The organism is Brachyspira pilosicoli P43/6/78 (assembly GCF_000325665.1).
Taxonomy (GTDB): Bacteria; Spirochaetota; Brachyspiria; order Brachyspirales; family Brachyspiraceae; genus Brachyspira; species Brachyspira pilosicoli.
This window is the reverse complement of sequence record NC_019908.1, coordinates 1,024,043-1,047,512: the sequence shown is the minus strand read 5'-3', so window position 1 is coordinate 1,047,512 and position 23,470 is coordinate 1,024,043. Positions and strand designations below refer to the sequence as shown.

Annotated in this window: 20 protein-coding genes and 2 pseudogenes; 9 read left to right on the top strand and 13 right to left on the bottom strand. The window is 29.2% G+C overall.

All coding sequences use genetic code 11. From position 1 onward, the window contains the following. Positions 1-10: 10 nt before the first annotated feature. The 5 genes and pseudogenes from BPP43_RS04670 to BPP43_RS04650 all read left to right on the top strand — a co-directional run bounded on the left by BPP43_RS04670 (position 11) and on the right by BPP43_RS04650 (position 6,919). Positions 11-721, top strand: coding sequence for a tetratricopeptide repeat protein (locus BPP43_RS04670; RefSeq protein ID WP_015274320.1), 711 nt, complete (start codon positions 11-13; stop codon positions 719-721). 27 nt (positions 722-748) lie between these two features. Further along, positions 749-1,988: pseudogene (gene dprA, locus BPP43_RS04665) on the top strand (DNA-processing protein DprA). Positions 1,989-2,006: 18 nt separating this feature from the next. Then, the gene (topA, locus tag BPP43_RS04660; protein ID WP_013244953.1) at positions 2,007-4,112 is read left to right on the top strand and encodes a type I DNA topoisomerase; all 2,106 of its coding nucleotides are present in this window, start codon (positions 2,007-2,009) and stop codon (positions 4,110-4,112) included. After that, the gene (locus BPP43_RS04655; protein WP_014936320.1) at positions 4,064-4,996 is read left to right on the top strand and encodes an N-acetylmuramoyl-L-alanine amidase family protein; all 933 of its coding nucleotides are present in this window, start codon (positions 4,064-4,066) and stop codon (positions 4,994-4,996) included. The genes topA and BPP43_RS04655 overlap by 49 nt, the downstream gene beginning before the upstream one ends. Positions 4,997-5,079: 83 nt before the next feature. After that, a pseudogene (locus tag BPP43_RS04650) lies at positions 5,080-6,919 on the top strand (bifunctional metallophosphatase/5'-nucleotidase). Positions 6,920-6,988: 69 nt separating this feature from the next. On the opposite strand, the gene BPP43_RS04645 reads toward BPP43_RS04650, so the two are convergent. From BPP43_RS04645 to BPP43_RS04630, 4 genes are all read right to left on the bottom strand, one after another. Continuing rightward, positions 6,989-7,291, bottom strand: a complete 303-nt coding sequence (locus tag BPP43_RS04645) for a PTS sugar transporter subunit IIB (RefSeq protein WP_015274317.1) — start codon at positions 7,289-7,291, stop codon at positions 6,989-6,991. Between the two features lie 26 nt (positions 7,292-7,317). After that, positions 7,318-8,280, bottom strand: a complete 963-nt coding sequence (locus BPP43_RS04640; protein WP_015274316.1) for an NAD(P)-binding domain-containing protein — start codon at positions 8,278-8,280, stop codon at positions 7,318-7,320. A gap of 20 nt (positions 8,281-8,300) precedes the next feature. After that, complete coding sequence (gene gyrB / locus BPP43_RS04635) at positions 8,301-10,214, bottom strand: DNA topoisomerase (ATP-hydrolyzing) subunit B (protein WP_013244958.1); 1,914 nt, start codon at positions 10,212-10,214, stop codon at positions 8,301-8,303. A gap of 109 nt (positions 10,215-10,323) precedes the next feature. Then, on the bottom strand, positions 10,324-11,367 hold the full coding sequence (locus BPP43_RS04630; protein ID WP_015274315.1) for an alcohol dehydrogenase: 1,044 nt from the start codon (positions 11,365-11,367) through the stop codon (positions 10,324-10,326). Positions 11,368-12,005: 638 nt separating this feature from the next. On the opposite strand from BPP43_RS04630, the gene uvrC reads away from it, so the two are divergent. Beyond that, on the top strand, positions 12,006-13,838 hold the full coding sequence (uvrC, locus tag BPP43_RS04625) for an excinuclease ABC subunit UvrC (protein WP_013244960.1): 1,833 nt from the start codon (positions 12,006-12,008) through the stop codon (positions 13,836-13,838). A gap of 89 nt (positions 13,839-13,927) precedes the next feature. On the opposite strand, the gene saoL is transcribed toward uvrC, so the two are convergent. The 9 genes from saoL to saoT are packed head-to-tail and all read right to left on the bottom strand — an operon-like array spanning position 13,928 to position 20,018. Further along, on the bottom strand, positions 13,928-14,548 hold the full coding sequence (saoL, locus tag BPP43_RS04620; protein WP_238476750.1) for a MerB-like organometallic lyase SaoL: 621 nt from the start codon (positions 14,546-14,548) through the stop codon (positions 13,928-13,930). Between the two features lie 31 nt (positions 14,549-14,579). Beyond that, positions 14,580-14,789 (bottom strand): hypothetical protein, encoded by a 210-nt coding sequence (locus BPP43_RS12075; RefSeq protein WP_252832411.1) that lies wholly within the window; start codon positions 14,787-14,789, stop codon positions 14,580-14,582. Positions 14,790-14,811: 22 nt separating this feature from the next. Next, the gene (locus BPP43_RS04615; protein WP_252832410.1) at positions 14,812-15,363 is read right to left on the bottom strand and encodes an ABC transporter ATP-binding protein; all 552 of its coding nucleotides are present in this window, start codon (positions 15,361-15,363) and stop codon (positions 14,812-14,814) included. After that, positions 15,350-16,177, bottom strand: coding sequence for an ABC transporter permease subunit SaoP (saoP, locus tag BPP43_RS04610; protein ID WP_014932782.1), 828 nt, complete (start codon positions 16,175-16,177; stop codon positions 15,350-15,352). The genes BPP43_RS04615 and saoP overlap by 14 nt, the downstream gene beginning before the upstream one ends. Beyond that, the gene (gene saoB, locus BPP43_RS04605; RefSeq protein WP_015274313.1) at positions 16,129-16,956 is read right to left on the bottom strand and encodes an ABC transporter substrate-binding (seleno)protein SaoB; all 828 of its coding nucleotides are present in this window, start codon (positions 16,954-16,956) and stop codon (positions 16,129-16,131) included. The genes saoP and saoB overlap by 49 nt, the downstream gene beginning before the upstream one ends. 22 nt (positions 16,957-16,978) lie before the next feature. Then, complete coding sequence (gene saoX, locus BPP43_RS04600; protein WP_015274312.1) at positions 16,979-18,151, bottom strand: ABC transporter substrate-binding subunit SaoX; 1,173 nt, start codon at positions 18,149-18,151, stop codon at positions 16,979-16,981. A gap of 30 nt (positions 18,152-18,181) precedes the next feature. Next, positions 18,182-18,637 carry a Cys-Cys-COOH (seleno)protein SaoC gene (gene saoC / locus BPP43_RS04595; protein WP_013244967.1) on the bottom strand — a complete coding sequence of 152 codons (456 nt, stop codon included), beginning with the start codon at positions 18,635-18,637 and terminating at the stop codon, positions 18,182-18,184. Beyond that, positions 18,631-19,737 carry an efflux transporter SaoE gene (gene saoE / locus BPP43_RS04590; RefSeq protein ID WP_015274311.1) on the bottom strand — a complete coding sequence of 369 codons (1,107 nt, stop codon included), beginning with the start codon at positions 19,735-19,737 and terminating at the stop codon, positions 18,631-18,633. The genes saoC and saoE overlap by 7 nt, the downstream gene beginning before the upstream one ends. 17 nt (positions 19,738-19,754) lie before the next feature. After that, the gene (saoT, locus tag BPP43_RS04585) at positions 19,755-20,018 is read right to left on the bottom strand and encodes a thioredoxin-like (seleno)protein SaoT (RefSeq protein WP_014932786.1); all 264 of its coding nucleotides are present in this window, start codon (positions 20,016-20,018) and stop codon (positions 19,755-19,757) included. A gap of 352 nt (positions 20,019-20,370) precedes the next feature. On the opposite strand from saoT, the gene BPP43_RS12070 reads away from it, so the two are divergent. The 3 genes from BPP43_RS12070 to BPP43_RS04575 all read left to right on the top strand — a co-directional run bounded on the left by BPP43_RS12070 (position 20,371) and on the right by BPP43_RS04575 (position 23,457). Beyond that, entirely contained in the window at positions 20,371-21,000 is a 630-nt protein-coding gene (locus BPP43_RS12070) for a glycosyltransferase family protein (RefSeq protein WP_252832409.1), read from the top strand. After that, positions 20,978-21,493, top strand: a complete 516-nt coding sequence (locus BPP43_RS12065) for a glycosyltransferase (protein ID WP_252832408.1) — start codon at positions 20,978-20,980, stop codon at positions 21,491-21,493. The genes BPP43_RS12070 and BPP43_RS12065 overlap by 23 nt, the downstream gene beginning before the upstream one ends. Positions 21,494-21,585: 92 nt before the next feature. Further along, entirely contained in the window at positions 21,586-23,457 is a 1,872-nt protein-coding gene (locus BPP43_RS04575; RefSeq protein ID WP_015274310.1) for an AMP-dependent synthetase/ligase, read from the top strand. Positions 23,458-23,470: the final 13 nt, after the last annotated feature.

The window sequence follows — 23,470 nt, the reverse complement described above, 5'->3', positions numbered from 1 at the left end:
GGTTTTTAATATGAAGAAATTTTTAAAAATATCATTAATTGTTTTTTCTTGCTTTTTTTTGATGTCTTGTAATCAAGTATTTAAAAATAGATTTAATCTTAACCGTGCATACAACCTCTATGAGAAAGGTAAAAATGAAGATGATGATAAAGCCCTTCTTGATGTTACAGATACTTACAATGATATAATTAATCAGAAAATTTATGCACAAGATAGGCTAGGAGCAGTATATAGGGTTTTGGCAGAAAGAAGCCTAGCAAAAAAACAATATGCTTACTCTGCAAAATATTTTACAGAAGCTTTAAAAATTCTTCCTAATAGCCCATACTTGCGTTATGGTTTAGGATTGTCATATGCCAACCTTGCAGAAAGTGCTGACACAGAAACACAAAAAACAAACTTTTTGGCACGTGCAGAAAGTAATATACAATTTGCTATAAATAAAGACCCAAACAACCCAAACTACTATGCAGCACTATCATCACTTAGAGGCATACAGCAAAATTACTACGAAGAAGCATTAGGTCTAATAAATAAATCTTTAGAAACAGACCCTAATAATATAGATTATTTGTTTATACTAGCACGTATACAATACAGTTTAGGAAACGGCAAAGAGTCTATTGAAGCCTATAGAAAAATAGTCTCTTTAGCAAAAGAAAATAATATAAAGCAAACGGCTTTAAATAATATAAATCAAATAATTAATCAAATGAATTAGAGTTGGATTTACGGAGAACAAGTTAAAATGCATAGTGATAAAAATATATATCTAATAGCCTTGAATCAGATTGACAAAGTAGGTGATAAAAGAATATCAGAACTAATTAATCATTATGACTCCGTAGAAAATATTTTTGAAGACAAAGAAGAGAATATAAAATTGCTGCTAGAAAAAAAGTTCAAATCACAAATAGGCAATTTTAATAAAAATGAAATATTAGATAAAGCTAACGATATAATAGAAAAATCAAAAAGTTACGGAATAGGTATATTAAGTTTATTTGATGAAGAATATCCATTTAATTTAAAGCAAATAGATAATCCTCCGTATATACTTTATTATAAAGGTGATTTAAAAAAATTAAGAAGAAACTCTATAGCAGTGGTAGGCACAAGATTTCCTACAGATAAAAGTTCTAAATATGCTTTTGATATATCTTCAAAATTATCAGCATTAAATATTTCTGTAGTATCAGGTATGGCCAAAGGAGTAGACAAAGAAGCACATATTGGAGCTATAAGTTCTGGAGCAAACACTGTGGCAGTATTAGGGTGCGGAATAGACAATGTTTATCCTTCAGAGAATTTAAAGGTTTATAATAAATTAATAGAAAAAGGGCTTATAATAAGTGAGTTTGAAGTAGGAAGAAAACCAGATAAAACTAATTTCCCAAGAAGAAACAGAATAATATCAGGACTTTCCTATGCTGTTATTATGGTTGAGGCGTCTAGTAAATCGGGTGCTTTAATAACTGTAGATTTTGCTCTCAATCAAGGCAGAGATGTTTATATAGCTCCATACGATGAAAAATTAAAGGAGTATTACGGCAATCATAAGCTTTATAAAGACGGTGCTAAAATAGCTTATAATATATTAGACATACTAGAAGATTTTGATGATATATTTTCTAATGATGAAGATTATGTTAAAATGAAGCTTAAATATTTTGAAGGCGGAAATATTAATAAAACTACAGAAGTTAAAAAAGTTAATGATTTTAAAAAAAATAATAAGCTTTTAAAGCAAGAAAAGAAATTAGATAATAAAAAGCAAAATAAAAAAGCGAGTATTATAAAACCTGATTTACAAGATGACGAAGCTTTTATTTATGATATAATAAGTAAAGTTGAAAAAATACACATAGACGATATAATAAGAAAAAACTAACATGAAAGTTCAGAGTGTAACATCTTTGCTTATGCAATTAGAGATTAATGGTTTTATAAAGCAGTTATCTGGAAAATATTATAGTATAGAGAAATAAAATTTAAGGATATAAAAAATGGCTACAAAAACTAAAGAAAAGAAAACTACTAAAAAGAAATTAGTAATAGTTGAGTCGCCTGCTAAGGCAAAAACTATAAATAGATATTTAGGGTCAGATTATGTAGTATTATCATCAATGGGGCATTTAATAGATTTGCCAAGAAGCAGACTAGCTATAGATGTAGACAATGGTTTTGAGCCTGAATATATTACAATAAGAGGAAGAGCTAAGATATTAAATGATCTTAAAAAAGAGGCAAAGAAATCTGAAGAGGTGTTGCTTGCAGCCGATGATGATAGGGAAGGGGAGAGTATTGCTTGGCATATAGGAAATAAAATAAGAAGCGTTAATTCTGCTGTACCTATAAAAAGAATAGTTTTTCATGAGATTACAAAAGATGCACTTAAAGAAGCCATTGATAAACCTAGAGATATAGACATAGCAAAAGTAAATGCACAAAAAGCAAGAAGGGTATTAGACAGACTTATTGGTTATAATTTAAGCCCTTTGCTTTGGGAAAAGATAAAAAGAGGGCTTTCTGCAGGAAGAGTACAGAATGTCGCTTTGCTTATAATTTGTAATAGAGAAGATGAAATAGAAACATTTGTTCCTGTAGAATATTGGACTTTTGGAGTATTTTTAAAACATAAAAATAAAGAGTTTTTAGCAGAGCTTCAAAAATACAAAGGTGAAAAACCTGATTTAAAAACAAAAGAAGATGTTGATGCTATAATGGAGCATTTAAAAGATAAAACCTATACAGTATCAAGTATAGAGATAAAAGACAGATTAAGAAATCCAACAGCTCCATATACTACAAGTAAATTACAGCAAGCAGCAAGTACATCTTTAGGCTATAACTCATCAAAGACAATGCAAATAGCACAAACACTCTATGAAGGAGTTTCTATAGCAGGAGAGGCTACAGGACTTATAACATATATGCGTACCGATAGTGTGAGAATATCTCCAGTAGCACAAGAGCAGGCGAGGGATTTTATACAAAAAGAATATGGAAGTAATTATTTACCTCCAGAGCCTCCAAACTATTCTGTAAAAAAGAATGCACAAGATGCTCACGAAGCTATAAGACCTACTAATGTATTTTTAACACCAGATAGTATTAAAGAATATTTAAAACCTGAACAGTATAAACTTTATAAACTTATATGGGAGAGATTTGTATCTTCTCAAATGCTTCCTGCAAAAATGAAAAATACAAGAGCAGTAATTGTTGCAGGCGATTGTGAGTTTGCTGTTTCATCATCAAAAATAGAGTTTGACGGATTTATGAAAGTGCTTACTATAGACAAAGAAGATAAAGAAAAGGCTTCAAAAATGCCTAGTTTGTCAAATGGTGAGGTATGCGATTTTGTAGAGCATAATCCTCAGCAGCACTTTACAACACCTCCTCCAAGATATACAGATGCTTCATTAGTAAAAATACTTGAAGAATCAGGAATAGGAAGACCTTCTACTTATGCTCCTACAATAAAAACAATTATATCAAGACATTATGTACAGAGAAAAGGTAAACAGCTTGTACCTACAGAGCTTGGAAAACTTGTTAATGAACTTATAAGCGAAAATTTCCCAGAACTTGTAAATATTAACTTTACTGCCGAGATGGAAAGTAAACTTGATAAAATAGAAGACGATAATGTAGAATGGAATAATATATTAAAAGAGTTCTATCCTCATTTTTTGGATACGCTCAAAACTGCTACAGAAAATATTCACAATATGAAAGATTTCTTTAATGAAGAGACTGATTTTGTATGTGAGAAATGCGGCAAGAAGATGATTAAACGTTTAGGAAGATACGGATATTTTATTGCTTGTTCTGGTTTTCCTGAATGTAAAAATACTAAGGGTATATCTTTTGGTATTTGTCCTAAATGCGGAGGCGACATTACATTAAAGCGTTCTAAGAGGGGAAGAGAGTTTTATGGTTGTTCCAATTATCCTAAATGCGATTTTGTAAGTTGGGATAAACCTTTGCTTGAGCCTTGTCCTAAATGTAATGGGCTTATGGTAGAGAAGAATATTAAAAACAAAGGATTGTTTAAAGTTTGTATCAAGGAAGATTGTGGTTATTCAGAGGAAATAAAAGAAGAATAATATTATTTTTTGTATTAGCTCTATTTAATACTTGCTTTTTATACTCTCAGAATAATGATAAAATAAAATTAAACAATTTAAATATTACAGCAGAAGAATTAAAAAAAGCTTTTAATCCAGCAAAAAGTAAATTTGATTCTAAAGGTATTACAACAATAATAATAGACCCAGGGCATGGCGGAAGAGACCCTGGTTCTATTGGTGTTGGAAAGATATATGAAAAAGATATAGTTTTGTCATTTTCTCTAGAACTAAAAAAAGAATTGGAAAATATACTTCCAGATGTAAAAATAGTATTAACAAGAACTAATGATGTTTATCCAACTCTTGCAGAACGTTTTAAAATAGCCAATACTGCTGCAAAAATTAATACAGAAAAAGCAAATAATGCATTATTAATAAGCGTTCATGCCAATGCTTCATTAAGCTCCAGTGCCAAAGGTTTTGAGGCATATTTTGTAAGTGCTCAGGAATCTAGTGAATATGCTAGGGCTGTATCTATGTTTGAAAATGATGCTTTGGTGAAATTTGATAAAATAGATTCAGCTAAATATGAAGACTATTCATCACAAATTACTCACAATTATATGCTTATAGAACAGTATCAAAAAGAAAGCAGAATATTAGCAGAGTCTATTGCAGATGAAGTGCATAAAGTATCTGGAGTAGCAAAGAGAACTAAACCTGTACAAAATGCATTATTTTATGTTTTAAAAGGTGCTATAATGCCGTCTACGCTTATAGAGATTGGATTTATCACAAACCCAGATGATGCTAAGTTTTTAAAAAATAAAGAGACAAGGCTAAAAATGGTAAAAGCCACAGCAAAAGGCGTAAAAAAATATATAGAGCTTTATGACGACACCAAAGGTTTTACAAAATAATTGTAATTTATTAAAAATAAAATAGATATATTCTTTTTTTCACTATACTTATATATTATAAGAATAATAATATGGAGTTTTTAATGAAAAGAGGATATATTATAATAACTATTATTTCATTGTTGGTTTTTATGTCTTGTAATAATTCTAATAATAATAGAACTTACCCCGAGGGGGAGATTAATTTTACTATAGTTGAAACTACAGATATACATGGAATGATTTTTCCTTATAATTTTATTACAGATAAAGAAGAAAATACTTCCATGGCTCAGGTAAGCACATATATTAAAAAATTAAAAGATGAAGGTAAAACAGTATTACTATTAGATAATGGAGATTCTCTTCAAGGGCAGCCTACAGTTTATTATTATAACTTTGTTGCCACTAATGAGCCTCATATATGGTCTGAAGTGCTTAACTATATGAATTATGATGCTGTTGGAGTGGGCAATCATGATGTTGAGGCTGGTCATAATGTTTATGATAAAATAGTAAAAGAGATAAAAGCACCTTTACTTTCTGCTAATTTAGTAGATGAAAAAACAAAAAAATCCATATTTTAAGCCTTACACCATAATAGAGAAAAATGGAGTAAAAATAGCAATACTTAGTTTGATAGAGCCTGCAATAGATAGGCAGCTGCCAAAGGTATTATACGAAGGATTGGCTACTGAAGATATGGTTGAGTCTGCAAAAAAATGGATAAAAACTATAAAAGAAAAAGAGAGTCCTGATATTGTGATAGGGCTTTTCCATGCGGGTGCTAATTACACAGAAGATAAAGAAACTTTTAAAAATGAAAATGCTAGTCAATTAGTTGCAGAGCAAGTTGATGGGTTTGATATTATACTTGTAGGTCATGACCATCAGGGTTGGTCTGGTTTAGGTTACGATGAAACTACAAAGCAAAAAACTAAAGAAGTAAAAAGTCCAAGCGGTAAAGTTGTGCCTATATTTGGAGGGGTTAATGCTGCAAGATTTATACCTTCTATTGATGTGAGTATGATTTACACTAATAATGCTTGGGATATTAAGTTTAAAGGTGAATTAATTGATGTTTCAAAGTATGAGGCAGATAAAGAGTTTTTAGATAATTTTGATTCTTCTAAAAAAGCTATACAAACTTGGGTGAGCCGTGATATTGGTAATTTGAACACTAAACTTACTTCTGATGATGCTATGTTTGGAGACAGTTATTTTTTAAGTTTTATACATAAGCTAGAGTTTACTATAGCTAAAGAAGAGTTGGGAGAAGATGTTGATGTGAGCTTTGCTGCTCCTTTAAGTAAAGATGCTGTTTTGAATAATGGTGTTGTAAGGGTTAGGGATATGTTTAGTCTTTATCCTTATGAGAATTTCTTTTATGTGATGAAATTAACAGGAAAACAAATAAAAGATGTTATGGAATATTCTTACGACAGATGGTTTAATACTATGACTAATATTAATGACCATTTAATAGCATTTAAAAAAGATGCAAATGGAGAGTTAATATTTAATAATAGATATAATTCTTATGACACAGTTACACCTAGTTATAATTATGAAAGTGTTGGAGGAATTAATTATATTGTTGATGTTACTAAACCTAGGGGAGAAAAAGTTACAATAGAATCTTTCACTGATGGAAGACCTTTTGAATTGGATAAAGAATATAAAGTTGCTATTAACTCTTATAGAGGAAGCGGCGGCGGCGGACATTTGTCTCAAGGTGCTGGAATAGATTTAAAAACTTTGCAAAACATGGATTTGGTATTAAAGGCTACAGATAAAGATTTGAGATATTATATTATAGATTGGTTTGAAAAACAAAATGGTGCTATTACTGTTGAAAAACTTAATAATTGGAAAGTAGTGCCTGAAGATTATGTTGAGGCAGGAAAAAAGAAAGATTATAAATTGATATATCCTAATAATTGAAAAGCATTCTAATAAAAAAGCGAAGGGTCTTTAGTTGACCTTTCGCTTTTTTATTATTTATAAAAATTATTATAATTTTTTTAATTCTTCTAAGTTTCCTGAATCTATAATTTGTCTTTTAAACTCTTCTTCAGATAATATATTTTTGATACCTATAATTTTAGTATCATCTTTTACACATTCTTTTACTTTTTCTAAAAAAGCAAAAGGGCAAAATATTAAATTGTATTCATCTATTTTATTGTTTTGTAAATCAGAATGTTCTATCTTTACATCTTTTATATCAAAACTTGATAAAACTCTTTTTATTTTTTCTACCATCATTAAACTAGTTCCAGAGCCATTAGCACAAATTGCAAGTACTTTTAACATTTTAATTTATACTCCTTCTAACAAAATTATTTTTTCATTAATTCATCTATATGCTTAACAATATCAAATCCAGCATTTAAAGCCTTAGCAATAGAACCGCCGGATTTATATAATATATCTCCAGCTATAAATAGATTTTTAACAGAGCTTTCATGTTGGTCATTAACTATAGGCACACCGCTTTCATCTAACTCTATATCACATCTCTTTAAGAAATCTATTGGAGCTACTCCTCCTAAAGCATATATTACTCTGTCATAAGTATCATCAATGCCATCAGTATAATGAACTAATACTTTTCCATTACTATCTTCTATAGATTTAATATCAACACCTAATCTTGGTTTTACTTTACCGCTAGCTATATCTTCTTTAATAGTTTCTAAGTTCTTTTCATTAGGTCTTGTAAACTCAAGCTTCCTGTAATTGATTGTAACATCATTATCTTTACCTAAAAGATAAGCATACTCAACAGCAGAGTTACCACCTCCAACTACTAATACTTTCTCATTTTCTTTACATTTATAAATATTAAAGTTTACAATATTATTCAAACTAGGAGGTATATTATAATCAGGTCTATTAGGTCTTCCCATCTTACCAATAGAAGCTACAACATATTTAGCATTATATGTTTTATTATCAACGGTAGTAACTTCTAAATATTCACCATTTTTTTTAATAGATTCAACTTCAGTATTAAACATAGCTTCAATATAGTTTCCAAATAAACATTCGCTAAACAAATCTAATACATCGCCTTTAGTTGCAGTTTCAAATTTGATGTTGCCTTTTAAATCTAAAGCTTCACCTTTATAATCTTTATCAACTCTTTTATCATCTTTATAAAACTTTCTAATAGTAGTAGAGTGATTGTCTCCTTTCTCTATAAGAAGCACTTTTTTCATTTGAAGTATAGCAGCCTCAACAGCAGCAGCAATTCCTCCAGGACCACCTCCTACTATAATTAAATCATATATATTATCCATAATTTTATTCTCCTTTTTTATTATATATCAAGATTTTTAACATATTTAGCATTAGCCTCGATAAACTCTCTTCTAGGCTTAACTTCATCACCCATGAGCATAGAGAATAATTGGTCTGCTTTTTCAGCATCTTCTGTTAATACCTGATACATAAGTCTTGTTTCTGGGTTCATAGTAGTTTCCCATAATTGGTCAGCATTCATTTCACCCAAACCTTTATATCTTTGTATGTCATATTTTCTATCTTTATTTTCTTCTAATATTTTATCTCTCTGTTCATCGGTGTATGCATAAACAAAATTTTTCTTATCAAAACTAATTTTGTATAGAGGAGGAACAGCTATAAATATATGTCCTAAATCTATTAAAGGACGCATATATCTAAAGAAGAAAGTTAAAAGTAAAGTTCTTATGTGTGAACCGTCAATATCAGCATCAGCCATTATAATGATTCTTCCGTATCTTATTTTAGATATATCAAAAGAAGCACCAACTCCGCAGCCTAAAGCAGCTATTATTGGTTTTAAGCTGTCTGTATCTATTATTTTATCAAGTCTTGCTTTTTCAACATTCAATACTTTACCTCTTAAAGGAAGTATTGCTTGGAAATGTCTGTCTCTTCCGCCTTTAGCAGTACCGCCTGCAGAGTCTCCCTCTACAAGATATACTTCACATTTATCTACTTCCTGCTCAGAACAGTCAGCCAATTTACCAGGCAAAGAATCGCTCTCTAAAGCATTTTTCCTTCTTGCCAAATCTCTTGCCCTTCTTGCAGCTTCTCTGGCATTTGCAGCTGATATTATTTTTTCAAGTATTGCTTTTATTACTTTTGGGTTTTGTGAGAAATAATCATTAAGTCCTTCAACTACAAGTTTTTCTGTTACAGCACGAACTTCAGTATTACCCAATTTTGTCTTTGTTTGACCTTCAAATTGAGGATTAGGTATTTTTACAGATACTACAGCAACTAAACCTTCTCTTGTGTCTTCGCCCATAAATGTTATTTTATTTTTTTTGTCTAATTCTAACTTTTTAGCAAAATCTGTATAAACTCTTGTTAGAGCTGTTCTAAATCCTACTAAATGCGTACCGCCTTCTGTAGTGTTTATGTTGTTACAGTATGTGAATATATTTTCATTGTAGGCATCAACATATTGCATAGCCACTTCTACATCTGTTTTATCTTCTGTTTTATGCAAATATATTGGTTTATCATGCAATGTTTTTTTGTTTTCATTGAGGTGAGTAATAAACATTTCTATACCGCCCTCATAATAAAACTCATTGCTTACAGGTTTTGACTCTCTTTTATCTATGAGTGTTATTCTTATTCCTCTGTTTAAGAAAGCCAATTCTCTTAATCTATTAGCAAGTATTTTATAATCATAAATAGTTGTTTCAAATATTTCAGGGTCTGGAGTAAATGTTACTTTTGTTCCTGTTTTATTTGATTTACCAACCTCTTTAACAGGCTCTTCTGGTACACCTTTATGATATACTTGCCTGTATAGTTTACCGTCTTTGCTTACTTCAGCAATAAGTTCTGTACTTAAAGCATTAACTACAGATACACCAACACCATGCAAACCACCAGATACTTTATAAGTTTCATTGTCAAATTTACCGCCGGCATGAAGTTTAGTCATAACAACTTCTAAGGCAGATATTTTGAGCTTCGGATGCATATCAACTGGTATTCCCCTTCCATCATCTTCAACTTCTATTATATTACCTTTTTTTATTGTAACTATTATATTTTTACAGAAGCCTGCCATAGCTTCGTCTATACTATTGTCAACTACCTCGTATACTAAATGATGCAAACCTTGAGAACCAGTAGAACCTATATACATACCCGGGCGTTTTCTTACAGGGTCTAATCCTTCTAATACCTGAATATTTTTCGAACTATATGTCTTTTCTCCAGTAGCCATTATATAATATCCTCTTCAATACTTAATTAAATTTTAATTGATACATTATACACCTATTTTAATATTATTACAATTAAAAAATGTTAGATTGTTCTAATTTTTTAATGCTTTATTCTATAGGTTCAACAGCAATTTTTATACAATTATCTTCTTTTTTATCAAATATCTCATAACCTCTTAATATGTTATCTAGTTTTATAGTATGAGTGATAAGAAAATCAGTATTTAACTTGCCTTGAGATATTAGCTGCAAGATTTCATCACTATGAATAGCATCAACACCACCTGTTTTGAATATCAAGTTTTTTCCATACATTATATTTAATGGAAGTATTTGAGGCTTTTCATACATTGCAACTAATGCCACAACAGAGTTAGGTCTTGCAATTTTCCAAGCCAAATCGAACGTGTTTTCTCCGCCTGCTGCTTCTATAGTGCCGTCAGAAAGCCTTCCCTTATTGATATCTTTTATATATTCTTCTATATTACTAACTTTATTAGGGTTAATAAAAAAGTCTGCTAATTTATTTTCTTTTGCGATGTTTAATCTATCTTCGTTTATGTCTATTGCTATAATCTTTTTTGCACCGAAAGCCCTCGCACTCATCATTGCACAAAGTCCAACAGGTCCTGCACCTATCACAGAAACAGTATCATTATTTTTTATATCACAAAGCTCAGCACCAAAATATCCGCTTGCCAAAATATCTCCTACAAATAATGCATTTTTGTATGTAACATTTTGAGGAATTATATTTAATGACATATCTGCAAAAGGCACTCTCACATATTCAGCCTGACAGCCATTAATACGGCAGCCTATCTCCCAGCCTCCTTTTTCGCAGTTGTTTATAAAGCCATTTTTGCAGTAATAGCATTCTCCGCAAAAAGTTATACAGTTGGCAGATACTCTGTCGCCTATATTAAGTTTTTTTACTTCGCTTCCAGTTTCTACTACTTCACCCACAAATTCATGCCCAAGCACTATATTTTTATTTGCTCTCGGTACTTGACCGTTTATTATGTGAAAGTCGCTTGTGCATATGCTTGATAATTGTACTTTTACTATAGCGTCTTTACTGTCTATAATCTTTGGATTTTCTATTTCCTTTAATTCTATTTTTTTATCTCCAATATAAACTAAAGCTTTCATTGTTATTCCTAAAGTTTGTTATAATAAGTATATACTAAAAAATTTTAAGTTTGTCAACCGCAAGCCGCGGCACTTCTCCGCATGGTACTGCCTGCCTTTATTCAATACATTTTATACGTTCGGTTTATTACTTATTATTACACAAAATAAATAACTTATTTTACATATAAAGTATTTTAGTAACATATTATAAGTTTTTATATTCTTAATAAATTAAAACTCTATTTGCAAATAAATAAAAATTGATAAATTATAATTGTTTAGGTATATACTGAAAATTTTTAAGTTTGTCAAAATTTATATTTTTTAATTTTAAATATTTGTGGGGCTTTGCCCCACACCCCAGTTCTTTTATTGGTATAAAAGAACCAAAAGAACTGCATTTAATAAAACATAGCTTTTTATGTATAGCAAAACATAGATATTATTTTATATATTCCAAAATATAAAGTTAGAACACTTGCACTTTCGCTAAGCGTGCCCGAAGGGCAAAAACTTTGACGAAGTCCACACTGTGTAGCTACGGGAAAAAGTTGAATAAAAAATTATAAAAAAATATAAATAAAATTGTTTAGGTATAGCAGCATTTTATTTTTTTGACAAACTTTTTATTTTTTATATATTATAAACTTATAATTATGAATAATCAAGTTAAAGAATATATTTCAGAAAAATTAAAACGCCTGCCTACAAAATCTGGCGTATACTTTATGAAAGATAAAGATGCCAATATCATATATATAGGCAAAGCAAAATCATTAAAAAAAAGAGTATCTTCCTATTTTATAGGAAATAATAAAGATGCAAAAACAACAGCATTAGTAGAACATATTAGAGACATTGATTATATAGTTACAAAAAATGAAGTAGAGGCATTAATTCTCGAAGCTGAAATGATAAGAAAGCATAAGCCTCATTATAATATACTTCTTAAAGACCAAAAATCTTTTCCTTTTATAGCAATTACAAACGAACATTTTCCAAGAGTAATAAAAGCAAGAAATGTAATAGACAAAGACAATGCTAAAAAATATAAAAAATATTATGGTCCTTATGTTGCTGCAGAGAGGGCAGAAAATATAGTAAAGTTTATAATAGATAATTTTAAGCTTAGAAGATGCAAATATGATTTTCCTCTAAAACGCAAAATAAGACCTTGCCTTTATTATCATATAGGTAAATGTACTGCTCCTTGTGCTGATTTGATTGACGAGAAAGAGTATGATAAAGATATTGATAATGCTATTATGCTTCTTGAGGGCAATGTTGATGAGCTTGTTGCTAAAATGAAGCAAGACATGTTTGTATTTGCAGAGAAGCTAGAGTTTGAGAGAGCAAAAGATTTAAGAGATAAAATTGACTTACTAAAATCTATCACAGTTGAACAGAGTATATATGTACCAGAGAGTGATGATATAGATATTATAGGAGCTTATGGTGAAAATGGAGATTATACTATTGTAGTGCTTTCTGTAAAAGGCGGTAAGCTTGTAGACAGAAAAACTTTCTCCATGCAAGACAAAAATATTGATGAGTACTCTAATAAATCTAGATACAGTGAAGTTATTTCTGCTTTCATTACTCAATATTATACTCATAATAATTTGATACCTGCTTCAATATCTACAGATTTTGTAATTAAAGATTTTGATATTGTGAAAGATTATTTAAAAGAGATATCCGGAAGAGATGTTGAAATAAAACTTGATAATACAAAGAAAGGTTTAATCTCTATAGCAAATGAAAATGCAAGGCACTTATTTAAAGAGAGGGCATTGATTAGAGAGGTGCCTATCGGTCTTACAAGGCTTCAGGAAATATTCAAACTAAAAAAAGCACCATCTATAATAGAGTCTTTCGATATAGCACATATTCAGGGAAGTTATACTATGGCTGGAATGGTGAGATTTGTTAATGGTGTTTCTGATAATAAAAACTATAGAATATTTAATATGAAGACTGTTACAGGTATAGATGACTTTGCTTCCATAAAAGAGGCTGTATATAGAAGATATAAAAGGCTTAAAGAAGAAAACTCTACATTTCCAGATTTAATACTTATAGACGGAGGAAGAGGTCAGCTTAATTCTGCAATAGAGGCTTTAAGAGAATTAGATATAAAAAATCAGCCTATAATGGCACTTGCTAAAAAGTTTGAAGAGATATATTTACCTAACAGAGAAACTCCTGTTCAATTAAATGATAATGAGCCTGCAAGATTGTTTTTACAAAAGGTGAGAGATGAAACGCATAGATGGGTTAATACTAGCCATGGAAGAAAGAGAAGCAGAGAGATGGTAAAAAGTGAACTTGAAAAAATAGAAGGTTTGGGTAAAAAAGGTATAGAAAAACTTTATTCTCATTTTATTAATATAGACAATATAAAAAATGCTTCATTAGATAATATAGCTAATATACCTGGTATAAGCTATAAAGTAGCTAATAATATTTATAATTATTTTCATAAGTAACAAATAAAATAATTTATTAATAGTTAATCATTTTATTAAATACTTAAATAAATGATTAACTATTATAAGAAGATTAATTTTATAAAAAATTATATCTGAAATATAGCAGTTGCTACTTTAAAAGCGGTTTGTAAATCTAAAAGATATGTTGTATTGTTATCAACCTCTTGATTTTTAAGCCACTCATTCATATCATTCTTTGAACCAAAGAAATTCATTATATTTCAGCAAGTGCTAGCCCAGTTTTTGTTTTTATTAAGATCAACATGAATAACATGAATATCTTTAGGCGAATGTTCTACTATTTGTCTGTCTTTAATTCTTACATATATCTTCTCTCCAGTTTGAGAGCATATAGAATTAATTTCTGTATCTTGATGAAATAAACTATAAGAGCCTAAAGCATCAATAGCACACATAGAACAAAACTCTCTTCCGTCTGAAAGTGTTACTCTATGATTAGTTTCCATAGCTGATACAGGATAAAGAAATGCAACAGAATCACCGCTCATAGTAACAATTTCTTTTTCTATTAAAGAATTGTACAATTTTTCATCGCCGCATATTTTTATAGCTTCTTCTTTGCTTATAGTGCAGCCTGTTTCTATTACTTTATCAATTAACCTTAACCTTGCGTTTTGCATATCTGAATCTAAGTTATGATACTTATCAGATACTCCATATTTGTTCATAAAATCTGAATCAAACATAATAAATTAAATCCTCTAAAAAATATTTATATTAACTTTTATCAATAGACGCTTCATTAATAAAAGCTTTTTTAACACTATTACTAAGTTCTCTAACATGTTCTATATATTCAATACTGTCTCTTTCTCTTGGGTGCTTTAAATCTATTTTTATATCAGCAACAATTTCTCCTTTGTTTAAGCTCATCACTATAACTCTGTCGCTCATATAAACAGCCTCAGATACATCATGAGTAACCATTAATACAGTACTTTTACTTTCTTTAACTAACTGCAGTAGCTCTTTTTGTCATATGTTCTCTCATCTGCAAATCTATAGCACCAAGAGGTTCATCTAAAAGAAGTATTTTAGGATTAGGTGCTAATGCTCTTACAACAGCAACCCTCTGCTGCATTCCGCCAGAAAGAGATATAGGATATTTTTTTTCATGACCCTTAAGATGAGACATTTCAAGAAGCTCTTCTAATCTTTTCTTTTTTTCTTCTTTATTCATCTTTGAAAACTTAAGCGAATATAAAATATTTTTTTCAACATTCATCCAAGGAAATAAAGCATAATTTTGAAAAACATATCCTCTTTCAGAAGAAGGCTTTTCTATTTTCTCTCCTTCAAGCAATATCTCTCCAGAACTAGGATTTTGAAAACCGCCTATCATAGTAAGAAGTGTTGTTTTACCGCAGCCTGAAGGACCAAGTAAAGTTACAAACTCTCCCTTTTCTATATTAAAATTAATGTTTCTTAATACTTCAACTTCAGGAGCTTTTTTTGAAACTTTAAAAGATTTGCATACATTTTTAACTTCAAGAATTGCCATTTTTAAATCTCCAAGAAGTAAGTAATTTTTCTAATATAATTAATATTCTATCCATACTAAATCCAATAAGAGCAGATACTATCATAAGAGCATAAAGCTTAGGTGTCTCAAGCCTCTGCTGAGCTTCTACCAATATAAATCCAAACCCCTTACTTGTAGCTATAAACTCTGCACATATTACGCTCATCCACCCAAGTCCTAAAGCAAGTCTGCATCCTGTAAGAAATGAAGGCAAGGCACCAGGTAAAATTATATCAAGCATTATGTCTATATTTTTTGCTCCCATACTTCTAGCAGCATTAATATAATTAGGGTCTATTCCTCTTACTCCGTCTATTGTGTTTATTATAAGCGGGAATATTGCACTCATAGTTATTAAAAATATTGTAGGGCCGTCACCAAGTCCAAACCATACTATAGCTAATGGAATCCATGCCATTATGGGTACTTGTCTTATTGAATTTATTATTGGGGATACAGCTAAAAGTATAGGCTTTGAATAACCCATAATAAGCCCTAAAGGAAGACCTATTATGCAGGCTATAAGAAAACCTCTAAAAACTCGCTCTAATGTTATAAGCAAATTTTGTACTGTATAAGAATCTATCCAAGATTTAAAAAACTCTTTGCAAGTTAAAATAAAATCTGGAAGAAGTAAATTATTATCTATCTTTTTGGCAAGAAAATACCAAATTATCATAATAGCTAAAAGTACAGAAATACTATAAAACTTCATAAATAAACTGTTTCCAGCATTTCCTAAATTTATGACTCTGCTTTTATTTTGAGGAACTTGACTCCCATTGTTTTCCATGTTTTTATCTCTCCTTGTGAATTTGAAATATCTAAATAATGAGTAAGCATATTTGACAATATAGTTTCATTTTCAATATCATTCACCGCTTCATTGTAAGCTTTTATAAAATTATTAAGCATTAAAGTATCTTTTAATTTTTTTGATGCCACCAAATAATAATCAATTTCTTCAGTATCTATTTTTTTGAATCTTGCTTCTTTTATTTTCAAAGCTAAAATAATATCAATTAATACAGCATCAACAGTTTTCTTTTCTAAAGCATAAGGCAATGCAGTTGAAAGCATAGGATAATAATTAGAATTTGTATATTTCTCTTTTAACAATATTTCTTGAAGAAGTCTTTTATTCATATAGCCAATATTTTTGGGTTTTACATTATCATCATCATAGCTTTCATTATAATAAACTAATATATTAGAGCCTTTCACTATAGAATCTACTATGTAATAATTTGTGTCTATAGATACTAATTGAAAAGCCGCATCAGGACATAATACTGCCATATCAACTCTTCCAGATATAAAAGCAAACTCAGCCTGAGAGCCGCAGCAATCCAAAAACTGTATATAATCAATATTTGAAAACTCTATATTAGAATTTTTTTTAGTATTTATGATATAATCAAAAAGCATTCCAGAAGCATCATTTCCGCATGCTATAGTTATTGTATCTTTTTTATCTAAAGAGTTTTTATAATTCTGAAATAAAATAAAGCATATAACAAAAATTATACTAAATACAATGATATATTTGTTTTTCTTTATTATATGCCTCATATTTATTTCCTGCTTATAATTTTTATGCTTTAGGCTCTTCTTTAATATTATCTATCTCTACTGCTTTAGCTCTCCAATCTTCATAGCTCATGCCAAGTGGAAATATTGGATCAACTTGTTCTTTAATAAATACATCAAAATCTTTAGCACCTGAGTTTTCAAAATAAGACAAGTCAATATAATCATCTATATTAAGAGAATTAATATCATCTCTTATGCCTAATCTCTTCATAGTTTTCATTTGATTATGAACGTATTCTCTGTTTAATTTCCAAGTGATAGTTCTTCCTTCTTCATTAAGTTTTTTCCATAAAGTCATAAGACCAACTTCTAAAGGAACATTATAATTTTCAGCGAATATTTCTGCTGCTTTGTAAGGGTGAAGATACATATATTCAATAGACATAACATGAGCAAGAAGTATTCTCTCTGCCAATTTTGGGTGAGCTTTAGCAAAGTTATAATTCATACAAACTTTACAGCAAGTACCATGTCCATCTATTTCTCTGTCTGTGTTTTGTCTTTTTAATATTTTACCAGTGTTTTCATATTCTGCCATAGAACCCCAAGGATCGCATGCACCATATCCATCAAGCTGTCCTAACTTAAATGCAAAATATGCATCAGAATCACTCATAGAAAAGTTTTCATAATAAGTAGTATCTCTTGGTATATTTAGTTGCTCTGTCCATTCTGCCCAGTTTAGGTTTTCAGTTTCTGCATTAGCTCCCATAGATATTTTTTTATTTAATAAATCTTCAGGCTTTTCTATATCTTTAGAAACAACAAAATATTCAGCTCCTCCTGTATGATTTTCTGCTGCTATAAAAAGAGGAACTTTATTTTTTACCGCATTTAAAGTAGTTGTAAAACCAGCATAAGCCATATCCATCTGCCCAGCACTCATAGCCTCTGGTACATTACCATTCCCTGTAACTGTAACATTTAAACCTAATGCTTTAAATATTCCAGTATCTTCTCCAACACAAGCTGCTGTCATATGGTCGCAGTTATAATAACCTAAATTAATTTTATATTTTTTGTCTGCCTCGCTTAACTCTTCCAAATTATAGTCATCAACTATAGCTTGTACATCTTCTGAAATAGAAGTTTCTGTTGCTTTAGATGCATTATCACTTCCGCTACATGAAATGATAAAAACAATCATAGAAAAAATAATTACAACTTTTTTCATTTTTTTCTCCTTATATTTTTTTATTTATATTTAGCAGCATTTTTCCATGCCGTTTTCAAATAAGCTTATTAATTCTCCATTTTCAAGTCTATAAACAGCAAAACCTATACTAGCTCCCTTTTTACCAGACACTAAAATTTCATTTGGCACTTTTTCATCTATGTTATAAAATTTGATTGTATAATTTTCTATAGGTGCTGGTATTGGAGTGGTCATTAATATTTTATTAGAATCTTTGTATATACCAATTAATTTGTTTGAGTATTCAGATTCTTTATATATTATTATTAAATCATTTATATTATCTCCGTTCAAATCTCCTTCCAAAAAAGTTAATAACTCCTTATCAGAATATTTTTTTATATACTCTTTATAAAGCTCTTTATTATTTATGCCTTCTGCATTTTTTATATATTCAGTATTATAATTTTTATCATTGCAGGAAATAAACACAAAAAAACATAAAACAAAAAGCATTCTTAACATTTAACTTCTTTTCCTCTGCTTATTAAAACTTTTATTTTTTTTACTATAATCATGAACCATGAATAAAGCCCCATAAACAACACTACAACAGCACATATATTTTTGAACCAATCTGGAAAAGTGATATTTATATTATTTGCTAATTCTATTTGCTTACTTGAACTTGATAAATCAAATATTGGTATAAAATTATTAGCTAATAAAATATTTGTAATGTATCCTATCAATATGCCAAAGAAAAGCATAGAGAAAAGATATATTATTAAAGTTCTTTTTCCTATTAATTTATATATGCTTATTAATTCAGATATATTTGTAGCAACGCCTGTAATTAAAAAAGTTATAGCTATACCTGGTGAAGCACCTGCAGATATTAATGCCGCAATAAATGGAATATGTCCTAATGCACATACATACATCATGCATCCTACTAATGTTATACCTATAATTGAAACTAATTTAGGATTACTCAAATATTGCATAACAAATGATTGAGGCACTACCGTTAATAAAATAGCTCCAAATAAAGTTCCTACTAATATAAATCTGCTTATCTCTATTCCTAAATTATTAAAGCCCCATAATATTCCGTTATATAATTTTTTGTACCAAGGAGTTTTATCTACATAAGTATTTTCTGGAATTTTAATATTCATACTTTGCAGTTTTAAAACTTCAGGAGCAATTAATTCTTTTCCGCCAAAAATGTTTCCTAAGATTCCTATTATTAAAGGTAAAAATATACCGCATAAAATATATATAAAAGTAACTTTTTTTCCAAGCATAGCAAAAGCCACTATTATTGCGGCAGGGTTAATTATTGGAGTTGCCACCAGAAAAGAAAGGGTAGGTCCTAAATATGCACCTGTTCTATATAAACTCAATGCTAAAGGAAGCACCCCGCAACTGCATATAGGAAGTATTGCCCCTGATATGGTTGTCTTCATTAGAGAAGATATTTTTTTATTTCCTATAGATTTTTGAAGCACCTGCGGACGAACAAAGGCATGTATTATACCTGATAATATTAAGCTTATAACAATCCATTCTGAACTTATAACAAGAAAGTCCCAAAATACATATAAAAAACGTATTATCATATTTTTTATTTCCATATTTAAGAGTTTTGTGTTTCTATAGCTTTTTTAATTTCTTGTTCTATTAACTTTTTGCTTAACACATCATATCTGTTTTTTTCATTTATAATTAATGTGCCTCTATCTACCATTCCATATTTTGCTAAATAATCAAAATCTTTGCCTGCGTAGTAGAGTTTTACTTCTATTTTATCTTTATACGTTTCTTGAAGTTCTTTTAAATATGATGAATACCCATCGCAGGTAGGACAGGTATTTATAAATTCCACCAATACTTTAGACATAAAAAATCCTTATAAAATATAATGTTGAAATATTATTAATAAAAAATTATTAAAAAATGATACTTTAATGCAATAATAAAAAATAATATCTATTAATAGTTAGATTTAAGATATACACACGGTATATTTATAGAAAGTAAATATCTGGAAAAGCGTCCTGATTGAAGAATAATTTTTGTTTTAGACTTAAATACATAATATTATCCTCTTACGATGCAAATTATAATAACACAAAGTATAATAAAGTCAACAATAAAAAGTTTTTTATAGTTTTGCGGCTTTTATTTATGAATTTATAAATATTAATTTTTTTTATGTTGTAAGTTATTGAAAAATAAATTATTATATTAAAATGAAGATTAAAAAAATAGCTATAATGCATCCTACTTTTGGATATAATGGCGGGGCAGAAAATGTAATACTTGCCACAGCTAAGCATTTTTATGAGAAGTATAATATTGAATCTACTATTTATACTTATAGATTAAGAGAAAATATACCAAGTTATATAAAACAAATAAAAACAGATATAACTTTAAATCCATTTATTTTCAGAAAAACTGCGAAATTTTTAGCTTATCAATTAAAAGATTATGATACTGTACTAATTCATAATTTTCCAGCAACTATATTTTTTGGTTTGACTTATAAATATGCTAAAAATAATTCTATAAATCTTCCTAAAAGTTTTTGGTATTGCCATGAACCTAGTGTGAGGCTTTATGGTGAAGATGATGAAAGCTATAAGGCTAAACAAAAGACTTTAGATTTTATTGCTCGTTATACTATGAAGCTAGATAGGTTAGGGGTGAGCGTTATAGATTATATAATGGCTAATAGTGAGAGAACTTCAAATTCTGTAAAGCGTGTTTATAATAGAGAAAGTAAAATTATATATCCTTGCGTGACTGGTTTTGATGAAGTTATAAATATAAAAGATGCAGAACTATTTTTTTTATGTGGGGAGATTAGAAAAAGTTAAAAATCTAGAAAATGCCATTATTGCTTTTAAGAGCTTTTTAGAGAGAATTGATAATAAAGATTTAAAGTTTATTATAGCAGGTAAGGGTAGGTATGAAGAGAAATTAAAAAAATTAGTTTCTAATATTGGAATGGAAAGAAACATCGTATTTCTTGGTTTTGTTAGCGATGAAGAAAAGAAAGATTTATTAAATAGAAGTTATGCTCTTATTATGCCTGCTATAAATGAACCTTTTGGACTTACTGTTATAGAGGCACTTTACTCTTCTTGTATTTCAATTATTTCAAAGTATTCTGGTGTTTATGAAGTTGCAAAAGATTGCAGTATAAATTGCGATATGAATAGTGTTAATGATATATCTAATGCTATATATGAAGTATATATTAACAATAACAACATAAAAAGAAAATTACTGTCTAATAATATTTTATCAATTTTTAAAGTGGATAGTTACTGCTTAAGTCTTTTAGAGTATATTGAAAATCACTTGTAATATTTTTTTATATATATTATTATAGTTAAAAGTAATTATTTTTATAATATAGTAATAATTAACTATTTTAAAAAATCATGATTGGGGGATTTATGGAAGAATATAGTTCTATACCTAGTGCTTTTTTTGATACTGTAAAAAAAATACCTCAAAGCCCTATTTATAGATATAGGAACAATAATGGTGAAAAAGTAACTATAGTATATGAAAAAATATATGATAAGATAAATGCTATTGCTAAGGCATTTGATGTGAAAGGATTATCTGGTAAGCATGTTGCTATATTTTCAGAAAACCGTATAGAGTGGTTTATATGTGATATGGCACTTTTAGCTATAGGCTCAGCAGATGTTCCTAGAGGAAATGATTCTACATCTGAAGAATTAAATTATATAATAGAGCATAGTGATTCATTGGCTGTAATAGTAGAAAATCAGTATGTACTAAATAAAATAGATAAATCTTCTAAAAAGATACAGCTTATAATTGTTTTAGATAATTCTATTCATGAACCTAGAAATAATATTTATTCATTTAGTAAATTTTTGGAGTTTGGAGAAGAGGCTTTAAATGGTGATAAAGACTTTGCTGTAAAAAAGGCTTCAAAGCTTAATAATGATGATACAGCTACTATAATATATACATCAGGTACAACCGGCAAACCTAAAGGCGTAATACTTACTCATGGAAACATTTTACATAATGTGAGAGTATTGCCTGATATAATAAAACTTCAAAGAGGGGAGAAGCTTTTAACTGTTCTTCCTATATGGCATATATATGAAAGAACAATCTCTTATGTTACTGCTATTTTTGGGTGTTTCACTGCTATCACTAATAAAAGAGATTTAAAAAATGATTTTGTTGAGGAGAAGCCTGATATATTTATATCAGTGCCGGCTATTTGGGTTAATATATATAATGGTGTTATGAAAAATATAGATAAAAAACCTGCAGCAGTAAAAATGATGGTTAAATCTTTTATACAAGGTTCTGTTAGATATATAAGAAATTTAAGATATCAAAATAATATGGTTTATCTTCTTGGAGATGAAAAGAAAGAAAGCAAAAAGATAGAATATGATATATTGCCGTTAGACCCTATGAGTCATAAAATGGCACAAAAATTAGTTTATAAGAAAATAAAAGAACTTACAGGCGGCAGACTTCGTTTAACTATATCAGGAGGCGGAGCTTTGCCTATGTATATAGAAGATTTTATAGAAGCCACTGGAATTAATTTGGTTGTTGGTTGGGGTATTACAGAGACTGCACCTGTTGTAACTTTAAGGTCTCCTTTTAAAAATTACAGAGGAACTTGTGGAGCACCTGTTCCAGAGGTACAAATAGAAGTAAGAGATAAAAACGGAAATATTTGTAAAGATGGGGAATTAGGGGTTTGCTATATTAAAGGACCTAATATTTTTAAAGAGTATTACAAAGATAAAGAATTAACAAGACAGGCTAAAAAAGATGGTTTCTTTAATTCTGGAGATTTGGGTGCTTATACAAAACAAGGTGAAATAGTATTAACAGGAAGGGCAAAAGAGACTATAGTTCTTTTAACAGGTGAAAATGTTGAGCCTCAGCCTATAGAAAATAAAGCTATGGAATCTAAATATATTTCCCAAATAATGCTTGTAGGTCAGGATAAAGCTTCTACAGGTGCTATAGTTGTAATAGATAAAGATAATGTTAAAGAGTTTTTGGATAAGCATAAAATACATTATGATGAAAATAATATGGAAAACTCTAAAGATGTTGTTAAACTTATTAAGCATGAATTAAGCAGATTGGTTAATAGTAAAAATGGTTTTAGACCTTATGAAACTATATCTAAGCTTATTATAACAAGCAAAGACTTTACTATAGAAAATGGCATGCTTACTCAATCATTAAAAATAAAAAGACATAAAATAATGGAAGAATATAAAGACCAAATAGAAAATCTTTATACAAAATAAAAAAATAATAAAG

Excerpts from the sequence above, each read along its gene's own strand:
- BPP43_RS04670 (WP_015274320.1), top strand. The coding sequence starts at position 11 with ATGAAGAAATTTTTAAAAATATCATTAATTGTTTTTTCTTGCTTTTTT.
- topA (WP_013244953.1), top strand. The coding sequence starts at position 2,007 with ATGGCTACAAAAACTAAAGAAAAGAAAACTACTAAAAAGAAATTAGTA.
- BPP43_RS04645 (WP_015274317.1), bottom strand. The coding sequence starts at position 7,291 with ATGTTAAAAGTACTTGCAATTTGTGCTAATGGCTCTGGAACTAGTTTA.
- BPP43_RS04640 (WP_015274316.1), bottom strand. The coding sequence starts at position 8,280 with ATGGATAATATATATGATTTAATTATAGTAGGAGGTGGTCCTGGAGGA.
- gyrB (WP_013244958.1), bottom strand. The coding sequence starts at position 10,214 with ATGGCTACTGGAGAAAAGACATATAGTTCGAAAAATATTCAGGTATTA.
- BPP43_RS04630 (WP_015274315.1), bottom strand. The coding sequence starts at position 11,367 with ATGAAAGCTTTAGTTTATATTGGAGATAAAAAAATAGAATTAAAGGAA.
- uvrC (WP_013244960.1), top strand. The coding sequence starts at position 12,006 with ATGAATAATCAAGTTAAAGAATATATTTCAGAAAAATTAAAACGCCTG.
- BPP43_RS12075 (WP_252832411.1), bottom strand. The coding sequence starts at position 14,789 with ATGGTTACTCATGATGTATCTGAGGCTGTTTATATGAGCGACAGAGTT.
- BPP43_RS04615 (WP_252832410.1), bottom strand. The coding sequence starts at position 15,363 with ATGGCAATTCTTGAAGTTAAAAATGTATGCAAATCTTTTAAAGTTTCA.
- saoP (WP_014932782.1), bottom strand. The coding sequence starts at position 16,177 with ATGGAAAACAATGGGAGTCAAGTTCCTCAAAATAAAAGCAGAGTCATA.
- saoB (WP_015274313.1), bottom strand. The coding sequence starts at position 16,956 with ATGAGGCATATAATAAAGAAAAACAAATATATCATTGTATTTAGTATA.
- saoX (WP_015274312.1), bottom strand. The coding sequence starts at position 18,151 with ATGAAAAAAGTTGTAATTATTTTTTCTATGATTGTTTTTATCATTTCA.
- saoC (WP_013244967.1), bottom strand. The coding sequence starts at position 18,637 with ATGTTAAGAATGCTTTTTGTTTTATGTTTTTTTGTGTTTATTTCCTGC.
- saoE (WP_015274311.1), bottom strand. The coding sequence starts at position 19,737 with ATGATAATACGTTTTTTATATGTATTTTGGGACTTTCTTGTTATAAGT.
- saoT (WP_014932786.1), bottom strand. The coding sequence starts at position 20,018 with ATGTCTAAAGTATTGGTGGAATTTATAAATACCTGTCCTACCTGCGAT.
- BPP43_RS12070 (WP_252832409.1), top strand. The coding sequence starts at position 20,371 with ATGAAGATTAAAAAAATAGCTATAATGCATCCTACTTTTGGATATAAT.
- BPP43_RS04575 (WP_015274310.1), top strand. The coding sequence starts at position 21,586 with ATGGAAGAATATAGTTCTATACCTAGTGCTTTTTTTGATACTGTAAAA.